Genomic DNA, 16771 nt, shown 5'->3' on the forward strand with positions numbered 1-16771 from the left:
GTAAGAGGACGCCCGGTCACGGACTGCCCACGGTCAGGCCCGAACCCGTCAGTCGGACCCGGATCCCGTCGTCCTCCACACGGACGTCCCGCAGCCGCACGTCACCGCGCTCCGGTTCCGGCAACTCGAAGGACAGGGACAGCCGTTCGGCCAGGACGGGGTGGGTGAGCCGGGACAGGGCGTCGAGGAGGTCGGGGTCGAGGCCCAGGCCGCGCAGGACCTCGGGGTTGTCCAGGGCCAGGTCGATGAGGTTGAGGTCCTGGGCCTGGCGGGCGAAGCGCGGGGAGCCGGTCAGTTCGGCGAGCTTGCCGTCGTCGCTCAGGGCCTCGCGCACGGTCGTCTCGGGCACACCCATGCGCCGTACGATCGCCGGCACCGACAGCAGTGCCTTGGCCTTACGGGTCTCACGGGCGAGGTCGGCGGACGCCTTCGGCGTCAGGTGCAGGCCGTCCGAGGCACGGGTGCCCGGGCGGTAGGTGGCGAGGTCACCGATGTCCAGGCGCATGCCGCCGATCTCGGTGGCGATGCCCCGCGCGCCCTGCCGCTGGATCGTGGCCTCGGCGCGCAGCCGCAGATCGTGCCCGGCGACCGGCAGGGTGCCGTGGGCGCGGACCCGATCGCGTCCGTCGCCGGTGAACGTCACCTGGGACGCGCCGAGTTCGCGGTTGAGGTCGGCGAAGGAGAGCAGGACGTCGCCGTCGAGACGGGGGACGCGGGCGCCGCGTAAGGAGGTGAGGCCGTCGGCCTCCAGTCGTATGTCGTGGGCGGTGGCCGCCACCTTCGCCAGTGACACCCGGTCGGCCGCCACGTCGGGCACGGTCAGCCGCACCGAGTCCAGTCGTTTGTCGACGAGTTGGGTGAGGAAGGGGAAGCCGCCGATCTCCACCTCGGGTGCGGCGGCCAGGTTCAGCCGGTCCTTGAGGGTGTCCGCGGCCCTGCGCTCGGCGTACAGCAGCGCCCAGCGGTCGGCGAGGGCGAGGAAGGAGGCGAGCACGACCAGGCCGACCACCGCCTTCACGGCGAGCGGCAACCCGGCGAAACGGCCCCGTTTCCGCCGTCCGCCCCGCCGGTGGACGGGCGGCGTCCACTCGGGCTCCGCCTCCGGCTCGGCCTTGCGCTCAGCCCGCTGCTCAGCGGCGGCCTCGCCGAAGAACTCCTCCAGCGGGCTGTCCTCCAACGGGCCGTCATCAAGGGCCCCGAGTTCGTCGTAGGGGTTTTCGTAGAGGTTCTCGTGAGGGTTCTCGTGGGGGTCGGGGGGCGCATCGGAGGGGACGTCGGAGCGGTGGGGCGCATCAATACGGTGGGGGTTGCGCATCGGTTCATCCGAACACGCGCACTACCCCCACCCGCAACCTGAACCCCGGGGATGCGACTTAGTTCACGATCGCGCTGCGGTCGGTCCCGTGTCCACGGCCCCGCGTCGCGGCGCCCGAAACAGGGGTACCGCGGCGCGGGGCCGTGGAACAAGGCCGTGGAACAGAGGAACGGTCAGCTGTCGCCCTCGCGTTCGCCCAGGGTCACTTCCGCCGTGTGGGTCTTGCCGTCGCGGGTGTAGGTGAGCGTGACCTCGTCGCCGGGGAGGTGGGTCCAGATCTCGCCGATGAGGGTGGGGCCGCTGTCGATGACGTGGTCGTCGAGCTTGGTGATCACGTCACCGGGCTCAAGACCTGCCTTGTCGGCGGGACCGCCCGGGGTGATGGGGTCCGCGCCGCCCTCGCGTGGCTGGCTGATCGTCGCACCGCCCGTGCCCTCTTCCAGGGAGACCGAGGCGCCGATCACCGGGTACACCGGCTTGCCCGTCCTGATCAGCTGCTGGGCCACGTTCTTGGCCTGGTTGATCGGGATGGCGAAGCCGAGGCCGATGGAGCCCGCCTGGCCGGAGCCGAAGCTGCCGTTGCTGGCGGACTGGATGGCGGAGTTGATGCCGATGACATTGCCCCGTGCGTCGAGGAGGGGGCCTCCGGAGTTGCCCGGGTTGATCGACGCGTCGGTCTGCAGGGCGCTCATATAGGAGGCCTTGCTGCCGGAGGAGCCGTCGCTGGAGGCGACCGGGCGGTTCTTGGCGCTGATGATGCCCGTCGTCACCGTGTTCGACAGGCCGAAGGGCGCGCCGATCGCAATCGTCGAGTCGCCGACGGCCACCTTGTCGGAGTCGCCGAGCGTGAGCGGCCGGAGGTTCGAGGGGGCGTTCTTCAGCTTGATGACCGCCACGTCGTAACCCTGGGCGTGGCCGACGACCTCGGCGTCGTACTTCTTGCCGGTCGGGAAGGTCGCCGTCACCTTGCCGCCGTCGACGGCCTCCGCCACCACGTGGTTGTTGGTGACGATGTGGCCTTCCTTGTCGAAGACGAAGCCGGTGCCCGTGCCGCCCTCGCCGTCGTTGCCCGACGCCTCGATGGTGACCGTGCTCGGCAGTGCGGCGGAGGCCACGGCGGCGACCGTACCGGCCGCACGCTTGACGTCACCGCCGTTCTGCGAGGCCGAGACGGTGGTGGAGCCCGAGGAGTTGTCGTTGCGGTCGGCCAGTGTGTAGCCGATGCCGCCGCCGACTCCGCCCGCGACCAGCGCGGCCACGAGGATGGAGGCGATCAGGCCGCCCCGCTTGTTGCCCGGCTTCGGAGCCGGCTGCTGCGTCTGCTGCCACGAGGACCCCCAGCCGCCACCACCGTGGCCACCGCCGGTGCCACCGTGGCCACCGGCGCCTCCGGCCGCGCCCATGTCTCCGTACGCGCCCCCTCCGGCCGCGCCCATGTCTCCGTACGCGCCCCCTCCGTCCGCGTACGCCCCGCCGCCACCGTTGTCCGCGTACGACGGGACGCCGGGCGGGGCGGGAGGCGGCCAGGCGGCGTCGGGCGCGGAGGACCCAACCGGTCCACCCGGCCCGCCGGGGGCTGCACCACCGGTCGCCTGCGCGTAACCCGCGCCGGCCGCCGGTCCCATGTCGTACCCCTGACCGACCTGTGCCTGAGCATGCCCGTGGCCCGCTGCCGTCGCGTATGCGGGCGCCCCTGCGGACACCATTTCAGGCTGCTGCTGCGGAGCCGCCGCCTGCTGCGTCGTCGGCTGCTGCGTCGTCGCCTGCTCGGCCGGGGGCGCGTGCGGCACCTGCGGCTGTACGGCGGTCGCGCCCGGCTCCGGCGCCGTCGGCGGGACCGGTGGAAGCTGGGCCGTCGGCGCGCTCTCGGCGGTGGTCGTGGCCGGGGTCGCCTGGGTGGGAGGCTCGGCCGGTGCCGCGCTCGGCTCGTGCGCCGGGGCCGGCGCGGAGGCAGCGGGAGATTCCACCGGCACGGGAGGTGCGGACGGGGCCGGGGGTACCGCGGTGCCCTCGTTCTCGGTGCTCACAGCTTTTCTCCTCGATACACGGCTTCACCTGGTGGCGGTCGACTGTTCTTGATCGCACAGAACGCTGTGCGGATTTTTGTATGGGGTCAGCTTTTCCCACGAGCCGTCAGGGCACCATAAGCGGTGTCTGTGGGTCCGGGACCATCCTTTATATAGGATCTATAGGACTAATGGCGTGTACTGTCCGTTCGAGCTCGGTCGTCCAGGGTCACCGCCCCACGCGTACCCCGCCACGGTGGCACCATGACGCGGTGACCCACGCACGACAACTCCCGATTCAGGTCGTCGCCCACCGGGGGGCCTCCGAGGCAGCCCCCGAGCACACCCTTGCCGCGTACAAGAAGGCGATCGAGGACGGGGCCGACGCCCTCGAATGCGATGTGCGGCTGACGGCGGACGGCCACCTCGTCTGTGTCCACGACCGCCGAGTCAACCGTACGTCGAACGGCCGCGGCGCGGTCTCCGCCCTGGAGCTCGCTGATCTGGCCGCCCTGGACTTCGGCTCCTGGAAGAACGGCGACGAGGCCCCCGACTGGGAGGTCACGCCCGAGGACCGGGCGGACACCTCCGTCCTGACCCTCGAACGGCTGCTCGAACTCGTCGCCGACGCGGGACGCCGGGTGGAACTGGCCATCGAGACCAAGCACCCCACACGCTGGGCCGGCCAGGTCGAGGAGCGACTGCTGGTCCTGTTGAAGCGGTTCGGCCTGGACGCGCCGGAATCGGACACCGACTCGCCGGTACGGATCATGAGCTTCTCGGCACGTTCCCTGCACCGCGTCCGGGCCGCGTCCCCGACGCTGCCGACGGTCTACCTGATGCAGTTCGTCTCACCCCGGCTGCGCGACGGACGGCTGCCGTCCGGTGTCCGGATCGCGGGTCCCTCCATCAGGATCGTGCGCAACCACCCCGCCTACATCGAACGCCTGAAGCAGGCCGACCACCGGGTGCACGTGTGGACCGTCAACGAGCCCCAGGATGTCGATCTCTGTGTCGATCTGGGGGTCGACGCCATCATCACCAACCGCCCCCGCGAGGTCCTGAGCCAGCTCGGCCGCGCCTGAACGCACGGCCCCCGACAACTCCGCACACACCGATTCGACAACTCCCGACAGGACGCCCCGCACCGCTTCGAACACGCCGCTGTTCACATCTGCGAGCACTCCGCCACGCCCCCTCGCCGCCGCACGGCTCTTGACGGAGGTAAGAATTCCGCCAAGCCGGCCGGACCACGCCAGGGAACAAGTCGGGATATCCAGGGCGAAATTCAGCCAGGCGATTACATGGAGTGCACCGGCGCGTTCGAACCGTATTCGATCGTCTCGAGTGCGCCAGAGCACGGGTCTTGGCCGGTTTCCAGTCCAGTCCCATGGGGCATCCACACCGTGGCGTGGGGCGAAGGAGGTCTCGGGGGTGGCGTTGGTGGTGGCACAGGAGGTGCCCACGTCGTCGAGCATGGCCGTACCCCATGGCCCTGCGGGCGTGGGGGCAGCAAGGCACCGTATGCGTGATCAGTTGCGCAACGGTGGGGTGACGGAATCGGTCATCGACGACGCCCTACTGATCCTTTCCGAACTACTCAGCAATGCCTGCAAACACGGCAGGCCGTTGGGCGACGCGTTGGCCGGTGACGGCGATGTGCGCTGCTCCTGGCGCGTTGACCCCTCGGGTCGGCTCACGGTCGAGGTGACGGACGGCGGTGGTCCGACCCGCCCGGTTCCTTCCACGCCCTCGGTCACCGCACACGGCGGCCGCGGGCTGAACATCGTCACGGCACTGGCCGACGACTGGGGTGTGCGCGACGACGCCCACGGTGAGGTCACGGTGTGGGTCGTGGTCCAGGACGACGTCCGCCGCGCCCACCGTCGGGACGATTTCACGACCCGCGTCGTCGCCCCGTCAGTCCCCGCCCTCCCCGATCTGGACTTCGCGGACGCGTTCGAGGACATGGACTGACCGGCCGCCTCGGCCCGCACGGCGGTGGCCCGCCTGACCGAACCGACCGCGAGCAAGCATCGGCCTGCGGACGGGAAAAAGCGCCGACACCGAGGGGACCGAGCATCGGACCGAGCGTCGGACCGACCGCCCGACCGCGAGCAGGCGCGGACACGACCGGGACCAGGCACAGACACGACCGGAAACACCGGCTGGCCACCAACCCGACCGAGTCGGCGGCCAGGCGCGCACAACATGGCCTGAACCACCGCTTCAGGGACGACTCGGTGCGTTGTCCACAGGGTCCCGTCGGGCGTCGTACGAGCGGCTAGGCTCGCGCAGGTACGAGACGAGCCGTGATCGGGAGACACCCACGATGGCCAAGAAGCGACCCCAGACCAAGGCCAAGCGCCCGCAGACCACCGGTGGAGGCAGCGCCGTCGGGGCTGATGGGCAGGTTCCGGTTGTCGGCGCGCGCGAGCAGTGCCCCTGCGGCAGCGGCCGCCGGTACAAGGCCTGTCACGGCCGGGCCGCCGCCCAGGCGGTGACCGAGCTGGTGCAGCGCCCCTTCGAGGGACTGCCGGGCGAGTGCGACTGGGTCGCACTGCGCGAGCTGGTGCCCGCCGCCACCGTCGAGCTGAAGCTGAAGGACTCGCTGCCCGAGGGCGTCCCGTCGGTCACGCTCGCCACCGTCCTGCCGATGGCGTGGCCCGCGCTGCGCCGCGACGACGGCTCGGTGCTGCTCGGCCTGCAGAACGACACGTCGTCCGGCGACATCAGCCGCGACCTCGCCGACACCCTCCGGCGCGCCCTCGTCGCCGAGCCGGGCACTCCGGTTCAGGGCCGGCGCGCCCCCGCCGACGGTCCGCGTCTGCAGGAACTGCTCGACCCCGAAGGTGAGTTCGAGCCAGTCGTGCACACCGGCTTCGAGTTCTGGGTTCCGGACACGGAGAACGCCACTCCGGACGTCACCGCCTCCCTGGAGCGTGCCAACTCCGCGGCCATCCCGACCGTGAAGCTCGCCGGCGTCGATGCGGCGTATTGGTGCGAGACCCCGGAGAAGAACCACCTGCGCTGGGTCATGCCGCACGCCGAGGAGCGGCTTCTGGACGCTCTCGCCCGGCTGCACGCGGCGGGGCGCTCCAGCCTCGGCGAGGGCACCCGGCTGGTGGGCTCCTTCCGTGCTCACGGCCTCACCGTGCCGGTCTGGGACCTCCCCAGCGGGGTCGGCGCGGACGACATCGAGAAGCCGGCGGCCGAGTTCGCCGAGCGGCTCGCGACCGCCCTGGCCGACGCGTCCCCGCTCACCCCGGACGAGCGCCGGGCACGGGGCGGACTCACCAACCGGCAGGTCACGCTGAGCTGATGAACGCCCCCGAGCCGACCGGACGGGCCGGCTGATCGAGTGCGTTCGAGATGTGGTGACTCCTGTCACAACTCCCCTACGTGACAGGCAAATTCGTGTCCGAATAGCCGAGATCGAATTTGCGAAGCGCCGATCTCTTGTTACGGTTCCATTAGCCCGGTTGCTGGTGCATCCCCCGTCGCCAGCAACCGGGTCTTCTCATGCCCCGGCTCCGGAGCGTCCGCGCTGTACGGATCCCCGCTGGGCGTCAACGCGCCGACTAGCGCCCCGAGTTGCTCCCCGACCGCAGCAACAGAGGACCACTGCCGTCGGGCGCCGCGAACTCCGCCACGGCCGTGTACGCCCCCATGCCGCCCCGCGTACGCTCCCTCGGCGTCTCGCACGCCCCCGGCTCGTCGTGCGCGCTCACAGCGCAGCGCATCCGCACGGTGCGCCCATCGGGCGCCATCATGCTGAGGACCGCACTCAGCTCACGCCCGGTCGCGTTGCGGTAGTACGTGCGGGCCCAGGTCTCCTCACCCTGGGTGAGGACACAGGTCTGCGCCTCGATGCCGTCGGGGGAGGTGAGTTCGGGGCCGCAGCGGGCGGCGGTGGCGAGTCCGAGGCCGAGCGGCTTGCCGGACGGGCGCGCGGAGCCGTCCGCCGCGTCGCCACGGGAGGGCGTGTTGGCACCGGAGGGCCCGTCGCCACGGGAGGGGGTGCCGGCACCGGAGGGCGTGCCGGCACCGGTCGCAGCGTCGGCACCGTCCGCCTTCTCGTCCACCCCGTGCGCCTTCACATCCGTCCCGCCCGCCTCCGGTTCGGAGGTGCGGTCCGGTTCGGAGGCCCGGTCGGGCTCGTAGACCGGAGCACGATCGGAGGGGAGGACGCGTCCGGAGGTCCGTACCTCGTCGAGGGGGCCGGCGGACGCGGCGAGGGGAAGGCCCAGTGCGACCGCCACCGCGGCGGTCAGTCCCGCGAGGCGGAGCCGGCGTGGATCCGGACCGTCGTCCGCCGACCTGGGTGAGCGAGGGCTCCGGGATGGGGGAGCGCTGTGGCGGCCGCGCGGCGACGGGGCCCCGTGGCCCCCGGGAAGACGCTGCATATGCGGAAGATAACGACCGAGCGGGGGTACCCGGCCCCCGCGCGCCGGGCGGACTCAGAACTCGGGCGCGCTCACACCCGTACGAGTGAGGGCGTCGACGACGGCGTCCACGACCGCCTCGACGTCGGGCACCCAGGGCGCGGCCGAACCGGGCAGCGGGGCCCGCTCCCAGCGGATCAGGCCGTGACCGGTCTCGGAGGGGGGCAGGGCCAGATAGCCGCCCTCGCCGTGGAAGCGGAGGGAGCCGGGCACGAAGTCCTTGGCGTAGAGCAGCTCGCCCAGCTGTTCCATGGAGTACGGCTTGACGAGGATCGCCCAGCGGTGCGGGGCCGCGACCACGGGGCCGAGGCGCATGCCGGTGCGGTCGAGCGCGGCGAGGGCGCGGGAGGCGGCGAGGGCCGGCAGGCTCACCGCGCACGGGGCGCTGCCTCCGGTGGCCAGCACGATCGGCGCCGTGGGACGGTTGGTCCACCACCAGCGGACCATGCGCTCGTCCGTGGTGGCGGCGAGCAGGCCGGGATCGAAGGGGTGAGCGCCCGGCACCACGCACTCCGGGTCCGGGCAGCCGCAGCGGGCACGCCCCTGCGGGTCCGGAGCCACGCCCGGGAGCACGGGCCACTGCCATTCCGTAGCGAACGTCAGGGCCTGCTCAAGTAGCTCGGGCCTCCCGCCGTTGCGCTTGGACAGGAGCCTGCGTCGCCTTCCGGGGATCTCGCGCATGAGCGCTCGTCCTTTCCGTTGCACGCATGGCAACACCGTGGGTCACATCACAACATGTGTCGTTCACTTCACTGTGCGTACCTGCTTGCGCATCACACCCCTGTCGCGGACAAGGGGAACCCCTGTGGGCCGAACTCGGTTACGTCCGCGTCCATCGCTTGCGTCGACTTGCGTCTGTCAAAAGCATGGGCATGGCGTAGGGGTGGCGGCGCCTGGCGTTTTGCCGTCTCGCGTGTGCTCGCCGCCTCCGCCACGGGAGGATGGGGCTCGGTCGTCGGTGGATAGGACGCCCGGGTCCGTCGCCAGGTTCCGGGTGGCTCGCGCCGCCCCTGGTCTTCACCGAGTACGTACCCATCACGACCGCTGTGACGCTCTGTTGAACAAGGCCAGTCGACCTCAATACACCGTTCACCACAACACTTTTTAGCCAATTTTGCTTTTTCCGATGGACTGGACATGGAAGGGGCGGGAGTCCAACAGCACCTCCTGGACACCAGATATCCCGGCAGGACAATGCTGGACATCCCCTCACGAGTGCGTGTACATGTGGAGACACTGCTAGCGGCGCAGAATGACATGGGGGTTTGCGATGCTTTTGAGCAATACGCACCGGTCGGAAAGCCGGACACCATGAACGCCCCTCACCCTCCGAAAGTGGCTGGAATCGATCCAACGGTTCCCTCCCCCGCACACACTGTCGCGCCCGCGCCCGCAGCCCCGGGCGCCCCGCCGTCCGCTCCCGCCGCAGGACAGGCCACCGCCCCCACCACCGTTCTGCAGGACAGGCTCGCGGGCTGGGTCTCGGACCTCACGACGCTGCACGAACTCACCGAACGGCTGGCGCGAACGGGCTCGCTCGACAGCGCCCTGAAGGAGACCCTGCACGCCGGAGCCGCCCTCGTCGGCGCCCGCCGGGGTCTCGTCGTCCTGGAACCGGGCGACGGACTCGGCCCGGACACCACCATCGGCCTCGGCCTCGGCCGCGCGGACCTGGGGCACATCGAGACCGTGCCGCGCAGTTCCCTGCCGTACGGGCGCATCCTCGACGGACTGCCGGGCGGTGACGGCGAGATCGCCCAGCCCGACCTGTTCGCCGAGGACGGACTCGACCCCCGCCACCGCGAGGTCGCCGCCCGGCTCGGCTACGGGGCGAGCTACGCGCTCCCGCTGTCCACCGAAGCCGCCGGCCGGCTCGGTGCCGTCGTCTGGCTGTACGACGAGCCCGCGGAACCGGTGGAGCGGCAGCGGCACCTCGTCGGGCTGTACACGCGGTACGCCGCCGAGCACCTGACGCGGCTCGTCGAGGTCGAGCGCACCCGCGCCTCCATGACGACCATCGCCGAGGAACTGCTCCCCTCGCGGCTGCCCCGGGTCGCCGGTGTCCAGCTCGCCGCGCGGCACCGCACCGGACCGCGCGGCGGGGGCGACTGGTACGACGCGCTGCCGCTGCCCGACGCCGCGCTCGGCCTCGCGGTCGGGTCGGTGACCGGTTCCGGGCCCAGCGCGGTCGCCGCGATGGGGCGGCTGCGGGCCTCGCTGCGGGCGTACGCCGTGATGGAGGGCGAGGACCCCGTCGCCGTGCTCTCCGATTTGGAACTGCTGTTGCGGCTGACCGAGCCGGCCCGCTCCGCGACCGCGCTCTTCGCCTACGTCGAGCCCGCGCTCCGCAAGATCACACTGGCCGGGGCCGGACACAGCCCACCGCTGGTGATCGGCGAGCGGCGCACCGAGTTCGTGGAGACGTCCCTGTCGGCTCCGCTCGGCATGCTCGCCTGCTGGGAGGCCCCGAGCGTCGAGCTGGTCGCCGGTTCGGGAGAGACCGTCCTGCTCTACACCGACGGACTCCTCCAGCGCACCGGCGAGCCCGTCGACCGCGCCTTCGCCCGCCTCCACGCGGCCGCCGCCGGAGCCCCCCGTGCCCTGCGCGCCGACCCCGGCGCCCTCGCCGACCACATCCTCCGCACGGTCCTGCCGGACGACCTGGACGAGACCGTCGGCACGGAGGACGTGGTCCTGCTGGCGGCACGGTTCGAGTAGGCCGGCGCGGCCCCTTCCCCACAAGACTTCGGTGACCAGGGGGAGGGCCGGATCGGGCCCCTGGGCGGCTTCGGGTACGACCGTACGATGGGCGGGGTCCAGTGCCGTACCTAGGAGGATGACCGTGGCGGACGAGCTCGAACCGGCGACCCCGGAGACCGAGGCGACCGAAGCCGAGGAGCCGATCAAGCAGCGGAAGAACAGCCTGTACCCGGGCGTCTCCGACGAGCTGGCCGAGAACATGAAGTCGGGCTGGGCGGACACCGAGCTGCACGGTCTGGAGCCGATCCCCCAGGCCGCCGAGACCGCCGCCCGCCGCGCCGCGCTCTCCGCGCGCTTCCCCGGCGACCGACTGGTGATCCCCTCGGGCAACCTGAAGACCCGTTCGAACGACACCGAGTACCCCTTCCGGGCCTCGGTCGAATACGCGTACCTCACCGGCAACCAGACCGAGGACGGTGTGCTGGTCCTGGAGCCCACGGGCGAGGGCCACGAGGCGACCATCTACCTGCTGCCGCGCTCCGACCGGGAGAACGGCGAGTTCTGGCTCTCGGGGCAGGGCGAACTGTGGGTCGGGCGGCGGCACTCGCTCACCGAGGCGGCGCGGCTGTACGGCATCCCCGCCGCCGACGTGCGCGGACTCCCCGACAAGCTGCGCGAGGCCACCGGCCCGGTCCGGGTCGTCCGCGGGTACGACGCCGGTGTCGAGGCGGCGCTCACCGACAAGGTCACCGCCGAGCGCGACGAGGAGCTGCGGGTCTTCCTGTCCGAGGCGCGGCTGGTCAAGGACGAGTTCGAGATCGGGGAGCTGCAGAAGGCGGTCGACTCGACCGTGCGCGGGTTCGAGGACGTCGTCCGTGTGCTGGACAAGGCCGAGGCCACGTCGGAACGCTACATCGAAGGAACGTTCTTCCTGCGCGCCCGGGTCGAGGGCAACGACATCGGCTACGGCTCCATCTGCGCGGCTGGCCCGCACGCGACCACGCTGCACTGGGTCCGCAACGACGGCCTGGTGCGCTCCGGCGATCTGCTGCTGCTCGACGCGGGCGTGGAGACGCACACGTACTACACCGCCGACGTCACCCGCACCCTGCCGATCAACGGCGCGTACACCGAGATCCAGAAGAAGATCTACGACGCCGTGTACGACGCCCAGGAGGCCGGCATCGCCGCCGTGCGGCCGGGCGGCAAGTACCGCGACTTCCATGACGCCGCGCAGCGCGTGCTGGCCGAACGGCTGGTGGAGTGGGGGCTCGTCGAGGGGCCGGTGGAGCGGGTGCTGGAACTGGGGCTCCAGCGCCGGTGGACGCTGCACGGCACCGGACACATGCTCGGCATGGACGTCCATGACTGCGCCGCCGCGCGCGTGGAGTCGTACGTCGACGGGACGCTGGAGCCGGGGATGGTGCTGACCGTCGAGCCCGGCCTCTACTTCCAGGCCGACGATCTCACGGTGCCGGAAGAGTACCGGGGGATCGGGGTCCGGATCGAGGACGACATCCTGGTGACGGAGGAGGGCAACCGGAACCTGAGCGCCGCGCTGCCTCGGCGCTCCGCCGAGGTGGAGGCGTGGATGGCCTCTTTGAAGGGTGCCCAAGGCTGACAGCGGAGCGGTGGCCGGGTGCGGGTGATGTGCCCGGCCGTTGTCGTCCGCGGGTGGGTTGGGGGGGGCTGGTCGCGCAGTTCCCCGCGCCCCTGAATGCCGGGGCCGCGCCCGTGCTTCTGAGGGCCCTTCGGCGGCGTTCGCCTTCAGCGTCATGCGCGCGTCACCGGTGCTCGTGGCCTACGCCGTGGCCGACGCCTCGGTGGTGTTCGTCGTCTCGGTGGTGTTCGTCGTCTCGTCCGCGAACGCCGACGGGTACCCGGCGACGGCCAGACCGCCGGCGGCGACCGTCCCTCCGGTCACCGCGAGGGCGCGGCGCCGGGTGATCGCGTGTGAGGTCCGACCGCCGGAGTCGTAGTGGGCGATGAGACGGTTCTCACGTTTGCCGACCCGATTGCGGACGAGGCTTGTGTTGCCGTCCGAAGCACTCCTCGGCGTCGGCTATGTTCTGGTCGCGATCAGCGGTTGACCGAACATTCGGCGCCGTACGTCCCATCGGCCGATAACTTCTTCTGCGGTCGGTGCCTGAGTGAGCAATTCCTGTCGGCATCTGCTTCATTGAGCCGCACGACTCCGCAACCCCGTCAGTTTCCACGCACAGATTGATGAGGTCCCCATGAACGCATCCCTCGACCCCACGGCCGCAGAGGCAGGGACTACGGCCGCCGACGGTCCGGAGCGGGTGTCCTTGGTGCGGTTGGCGGCGCAGAGCAACGGCGCGCTGTCGCCCGCTCTGACCCGCGCCGTATCGAACGGCGTCGAACGACGGGGTCCGGGAAGGGTCGCGGTCGCGGCTTTCCAGTCCTCCGTCTGACGCTCGCCGACACCGCATGACCGCCATGGGCCGACCGCCGCTGCCGCTGCGCCAGTTCGTGCTGAAGATGCACAGTCGCTGCGATCTCGCCTGCGACCACTGCTACGTGTACGAACACGCGGACCAGAGCTGGCGCGGTCGGCCCCTGGTGGTGTCGGACGACGTCCTGCGCGCCACGGCGGAACGCGTCGCCGAGCACGCGAAGATCCATGAGCTGGACACCGTGCACGTCGTCCTGCACGGCGGCGAGCCCCTCCTGGCCGGCCGGACCCGCCTGCGCAGGGCGGCCGAGGAACTGACCACCGCCCTCAGCGGGGTGTGCGAGCTGGACCTGCGGATCCACACCAACGCCGTCACCCTCGACGAGCGGTTCCTGGACCTCTTCGCGGAGTTCGGCATCAAGGTCGGTGTCTCGCTGGACGGCGACCGCGCCGCGAACGACCTGCATCGCCGTTACGCCGACGGGCGCAGCAGCCACGACCGGGTCCTCAAGGCCGTCGCCCTGCTCAACCGTCCTCGCCACCGGCACCTTTTCGCGGGCATCCTCTGCACCGTCGACCTCCGCAACGACCCCGTGGCGGTCCATGACGCGCTCGCCGAACTCGCCCCGCCCCGCGTCGACTTCCTCCTCCCGCACGCCACCTGGGACGAGCCGCCCCCGCGCCCGGCCGAGGACACCGACGGCACGGCGTACGCGCGCTGGCTGCTGGCCGTCCACGACCGCTGGACCGCCGCCGGCCGCCCCATGGACGTCCGGGTGTTCGACTCGGTCCTGCGGACGCTGCGCGGCGAGGGCAGCCTGACGGAGTCCCTGGGGCTGGCCCCGGCCGACCTCGCCGTGATCGAGACCGACGGGACCTTCGAGCAGGCCGACTCCCTGAAGACCGCGCACGAGGGTGCCCCCGCCACCGGTCTGGACGTCTTCGCCCACTCCCTGGACGAGGTGGCCGCACATCCGGGCATCGTGGCCCGGCAGCAGGGCCTCGACGGCCTGGCCGCGCAGTGCCGTGCCTGTCCGGTGGTGCGCTCCTGCGGCGGCGGCCTCTACGCCCACCGGTACCGGTCCGACGGCAGCGGATTCCTCAACCCGTCCGTGTACTGCTCCGACCTGCTGTCCCTCATCACCGACCTCCGGGACCGTCATATGACCGACCAGTCCGTCCGGCCCGCGCTCGCCGAGCACCACCTGGCCGAACTCGCCACCGGTCGCGGCACGTCCACCACCGTGCGGCTGCTCGCCCGCCACCAGCTCTCCCTGGCACGCGAGTTGCTGGGCCATGTGTGGCACGAGACGACGCACACCCCGGAGGGGGAGGACGCCTGGGAGACGCTGACCGGCCTCGACGGCGAGGCCCCCGAGGCCGTGGACGAGGTCCTGACCCACCCCTATGTGCGGCCGTGGGCCCTGCGCTCCCTCGCCGGCGACGCGGAGGCGGCCGGGACGGCGATGCGCGGGGTCGCGGAGATCGCCGCGGCCGCCGCGCTGCGCGCCGGGCGCCCGGCGACGGTCGTGGTCCCGGTCCGGGACGGGCTGCTGCGCCTGCCCACGCTCGGGACGCTGACGCTGGAACCGGGCGTCGAGCGGGCGGTGATACGCACGGACGCCGACGGCTTCACCGTCCACGCGGGCGACCGGACGTACACGATGACCGGGACGGGCCCCGCGTACACCACGAACACGATGACCGGGGATGGGTCCGAGGGCTCCGCCTGGCGGGGGAGTCGGCGGTTCGAGCTGGACGGCTGGTCGGTCACCCTGGAGGACACCGACCCCTGGCGGGACTGCCACGGCCATCCGGCGCACCCCCGGCTCACCGAGGACGAGGCCGAGGCGTGGCGGGCCGGTCTGAGCGCGGCCTGGGCCTGGATCCGCCGCGAACTGCCCGGGTACGCCCCGGGAATCGCCGCCGGTCTCCGGCTGATCACCCCGCTGCTCCCCTCCCCCGAGCACGCCGACATCAGCTCGGCCGCCCGGGACGCATTCGGCGCGGTGGCCATCGCCCGCCCCACCACTGCGGAGACGTTGGCGCTGCTGCTCGTCCACGAGTTCCAGCACGTGAAACTGGGGGCCGTGCTGGACCTGGTCGACCTGCACGATCCCGCCTGCGAGACGCTGTTCTACGCGCCCTGGCGGCCCGACCCGCGCCCCCTGGAGGGCTTGCTGCAGGGGACGTACGCCCATCTCGCGGTGGTCGACTTCTGGCGGGCCCGGTGGCGGGGCGGGGGCGGGCACGAAGCGGAGGCACGGTTCTCGCGGTGGCGGGACCAGACGGATCGGGCGGCGCGGACGCTGGCGGAGTCGGCGGCGCTGACCGGGGACGGGGAGCGGTTCGTCGCGCGGCTGCGGGAGGCGCTGGCCGGGGACACGGTGAGCGCGGACGCCCTGCGTGCGGCCCGGCGGGCGGCGGAAGAGCACCGGCGGACCGTGCGGCCGTACGGGAGCGAAGCGCCGTAGCGCGTCCGCTTCGTTGTTCTAGTTTCTTGATCGAGGGTGGGGCACGGTCGGCGGGCGCCGGGACATTGGGCCCGTTCGTCATATTCCTCGTGCCCCTGCCACCTTCCTACACTGAGGAAAGTCACCGGGCATCGGGGGGCATGGGTGCGAGGAGATGCGGCCAGGGGCGGCGGGAGCCCTTATTTCTTCCTCAGTTACGCGCACACCCCGCGCAATGACGCCGGTGACACCGATCCGAACATATGGGTGAAAAAGCTCTATGACGGGCTGTGCGCGCACATCATGCAGATGACCGATCTGCCGCGTGGCGCGCGGGCCGGCTTCCTCGACCAGGGCATGGCGGTCGGCACCCGCTGGACGGACGAGCTGTCGGAGAACCTCGCGCGTTGCAAGGTGTTCGTGCCGTTGTACTCGCCGCGCTACTTCATCAGCGAGCAGTGCGGACGGGAGTGGTGGGCCTTCTCCCAGCGGCAGATCAGCCACCGGGCACGCGGTGGCGCGGCCCGGGAGCACGCCATCATCCCCGCGTTATGGGTGCCCGTGGAACCCGCCCAACTGCCGCACACGGCCAAGGACCTGCAGTTCAACCATGTGTCCTTCGGCCAGGACTACGCGGAGGAGGGGTTCTACGGGCTCACCAAACTCCGCTACCTCCGCGACGAGTACGAGCGGGCCCTGTACCGGCTGGCCAAGCAGATCGTGCACGTGGCCAAGGTGACCGAGCTGGACGAGGGGCAGGTGTACGACGAGTACGAGTCACTGCCCAGCGCGTTCGGCGCCTCGGGGCATCCTCCGGAGTTCGACATCACGGTCCTGGCGTGCACCCGCTCCGAGCTGCCGCCGGGCCGCGAACCCGACTGCTACGGCCCCCTGCCGCGCGACTGGAACCCGTACCACCCGGCCTCGACCCGGCCGCTCGGGGAACACGCGGCCGACCTGGTGCGCACCATGGACTACAAGGTGAACATCGGGGACTTCGAGAAGGACGCCGACCGGCTGCTCGGCCCCGGCCCGCCCCGGGCACCCGGACTGCTCCTGCTCGACCGGTGGGCGCTGAGCTCGGCCAAGGGCCGGGAGCTGGTGGAACGGCTGTGCGAGGAGCAGCGGCCGTGGATCAGCGTGATGATCCCACGGTGCGACGAGGACACCGGGGCGGCGCGGGACAAGAGACTGACGGCGCTCACAGAAAGGGCCCTGGCCCCGCGGACGACCGAGGGCAGCGGCCACCGGACCCTCAACGGCGGCATCCGCACCCTGGACGCCTTCGGCAACGAACTGCAGACGGCCGTGAAGCAGGCCGTCGCCTCCTACGAGGCGCACGCGCGCACCTATCCGCCGGCGGGACCCCGCATCCCGCCCCCACGGGTGAGGGGCCCGGCGGACCTGGGCGGCTAGTGCCCGGTGTCACCGGGGCG

General features: G+C 71.6%; 13 protein-coding genes. 9 read left to right on the forward strand and 4 right to left on the reverse strand.

All coding sequences use genetic code 11. The features are described 5' to 3' along the window. Positions 1-16: 16 nt before the first annotated feature. Positions 17-1315, reverse strand: coding sequence for an LmeA family phospholipid-binding protein (locus tag ACFY9I_RS08505; protein WP_390998394.1), 1299 nt, complete (start codon positions 1313-1315; stop codon positions 17-19). 173 nt (positions 1316-1488) lie between these two features. Next, the gene (locus ACFY9I_RS08510; protein WP_390998397.1) at positions 1489-3342 is read right to left on the reverse strand and encodes a trypsin-like peptidase domain-containing protein; all 1854 of its coding nucleotides are present in this window, start codon (positions 3340-3342) and stop codon (positions 1489-1491) included. Positions 3343-3593: 251 nt separating this feature from the next. On the opposite strand from ACFY9I_RS08510, the gene ACFY9I_RS08515 reads away from it, so the two are divergent. The 3 genes from ACFY9I_RS08515 to ACFY9I_RS08525 all read left to right on the forward strand — a co-directional run bounded on the left by ACFY9I_RS08515 (position 3594) and on the right by ACFY9I_RS08525 (position 6643). Continuing rightward, the gene (locus tag ACFY9I_RS08515; protein WP_390998400.1) at positions 3594-4406 is read left to right on the forward strand and encodes a glycerophosphodiester phosphodiesterase family protein; all 813 of its coding nucleotides are present in this window, start codon (positions 3594-3596) and stop codon (positions 4404-4406) included. A gap of 349 nt (positions 4407-4755) precedes the next feature. Beyond that, positions 4756-5298 (forward strand): ATP-binding protein, encoded by a 543-nt coding sequence (locus ACFY9I_RS08520; RefSeq protein WP_390998402.1) that lies wholly within the window; start codon positions 4756-4758, stop codon positions 5296-5298. Between the two features lie 355 nt (positions 5299-5653). Continuing rightward, a complete protein-coding gene (locus ACFY9I_RS08525; RefSeq protein WP_390998404.1) occupies positions 5654-6643 on the forward strand; it encodes a DUF5926 family protein in 990 nt (329 codons plus the stop codon). 259 nt (positions 6644-6902) lie between these two features. Here the strand turns inward: ACFY9I_RS08525 and ACFY9I_RS08530 are convergent, their stop codons facing one another. Together ACFY9I_RS08530 and ACFY9I_RS08535 are read right to left on the reverse strand one after the other, a co-directional pair. Continuing rightward, the gene (locus ACFY9I_RS08530) at positions 6903-7583 is read right to left on the reverse strand and encodes a hypothetical protein (RefSeq protein ID WP_390998406.1); all 681 of its coding nucleotides are present in this window, start codon (positions 7581-7583) and stop codon (positions 6903-6905) included. 198 nt (positions 7584-7781) lie between these two features. Further along, positions 7782-8447, reverse strand: coding sequence for a bifunctional DNA primase/polymerase (locus ACFY9I_RS08535; protein ID WP_390998408.1), 666 nt, complete (start codon positions 8445-8447; stop codon positions 7782-7784). A gap of 513 nt (positions 8448-8960) precedes the next feature. Between ACFY9I_RS08535 and ACFY9I_RS08540 the strand changes: the two genes are divergently transcribed. From ACFY9I_RS08540 to ACFY9I_RS08565, 6 genes are all read left to right on the forward strand, one after another. Continuing rightward, entirely contained in the window at positions 8961-10484 is a 1524-nt protein-coding gene (locus ACFY9I_RS08540; protein ID WP_390999146.1) for a SpoIIE family protein phosphatase, read from the forward strand. Positions 10485-10602: 118 nt separating this feature from the next. Then, positions 10603-12087, forward strand: a complete 1485-nt coding sequence (locus ACFY9I_RS08545; protein ID WP_390998410.1) for an aminopeptidase P N-terminal domain-containing protein — start codon at positions 10603-10605, stop codon at positions 12085-12087. Between the two features lie 154 nt (positions 12088-12241). Continuing rightward, on the forward strand, positions 12242-12445 hold the full coding sequence (locus ACFY9I_RS08550) for a hypothetical protein (RefSeq protein WP_390998413.1): 204 nt from the start codon (positions 12242-12244) through the stop codon (positions 12443-12445). A gap of 258 nt (positions 12446-12703) precedes the next feature. Further along, entirely contained in the window at positions 12704-12901 is a 198-nt protein-coding gene (gene fxsA, locus ACFY9I_RS08555) for an FxSxx-COOH cyclophane-containing RiPP peptide (RefSeq protein ID WP_390998416.1), read from the forward strand. Positions 12902-12917: 16 nt separating this feature from the next. Then, on the forward strand, positions 12918-15356 hold the full coding sequence (locus ACFY9I_RS08560; protein WP_390998419.1) for an FxsB family cyclophane-forming radical SAM/SPASM peptide maturase: 2439 nt from the start codon (positions 12918-12920) through the stop codon (positions 15354-15356). Between the two features lie 144 nt (positions 15357-15500). Next, positions 15501-16751, forward strand: a complete 1251-nt coding sequence (locus ACFY9I_RS08565) for a TIR-like protein FxsC (protein ID WP_390998422.1) — start codon at positions 15501-15503, stop codon at positions 16749-16751. Positions 16752-16771 lie beyond the last annotated feature (20 nt).

This window comes from Streptomyces sp. NPDC012510 (genome assembly GCF_042955065.1).
Classification (GTDB): domain Bacteria; phylum Actinomycetota; class Actinomycetes; order Streptomycetales; family Streptomycetaceae; genus Streptomyces.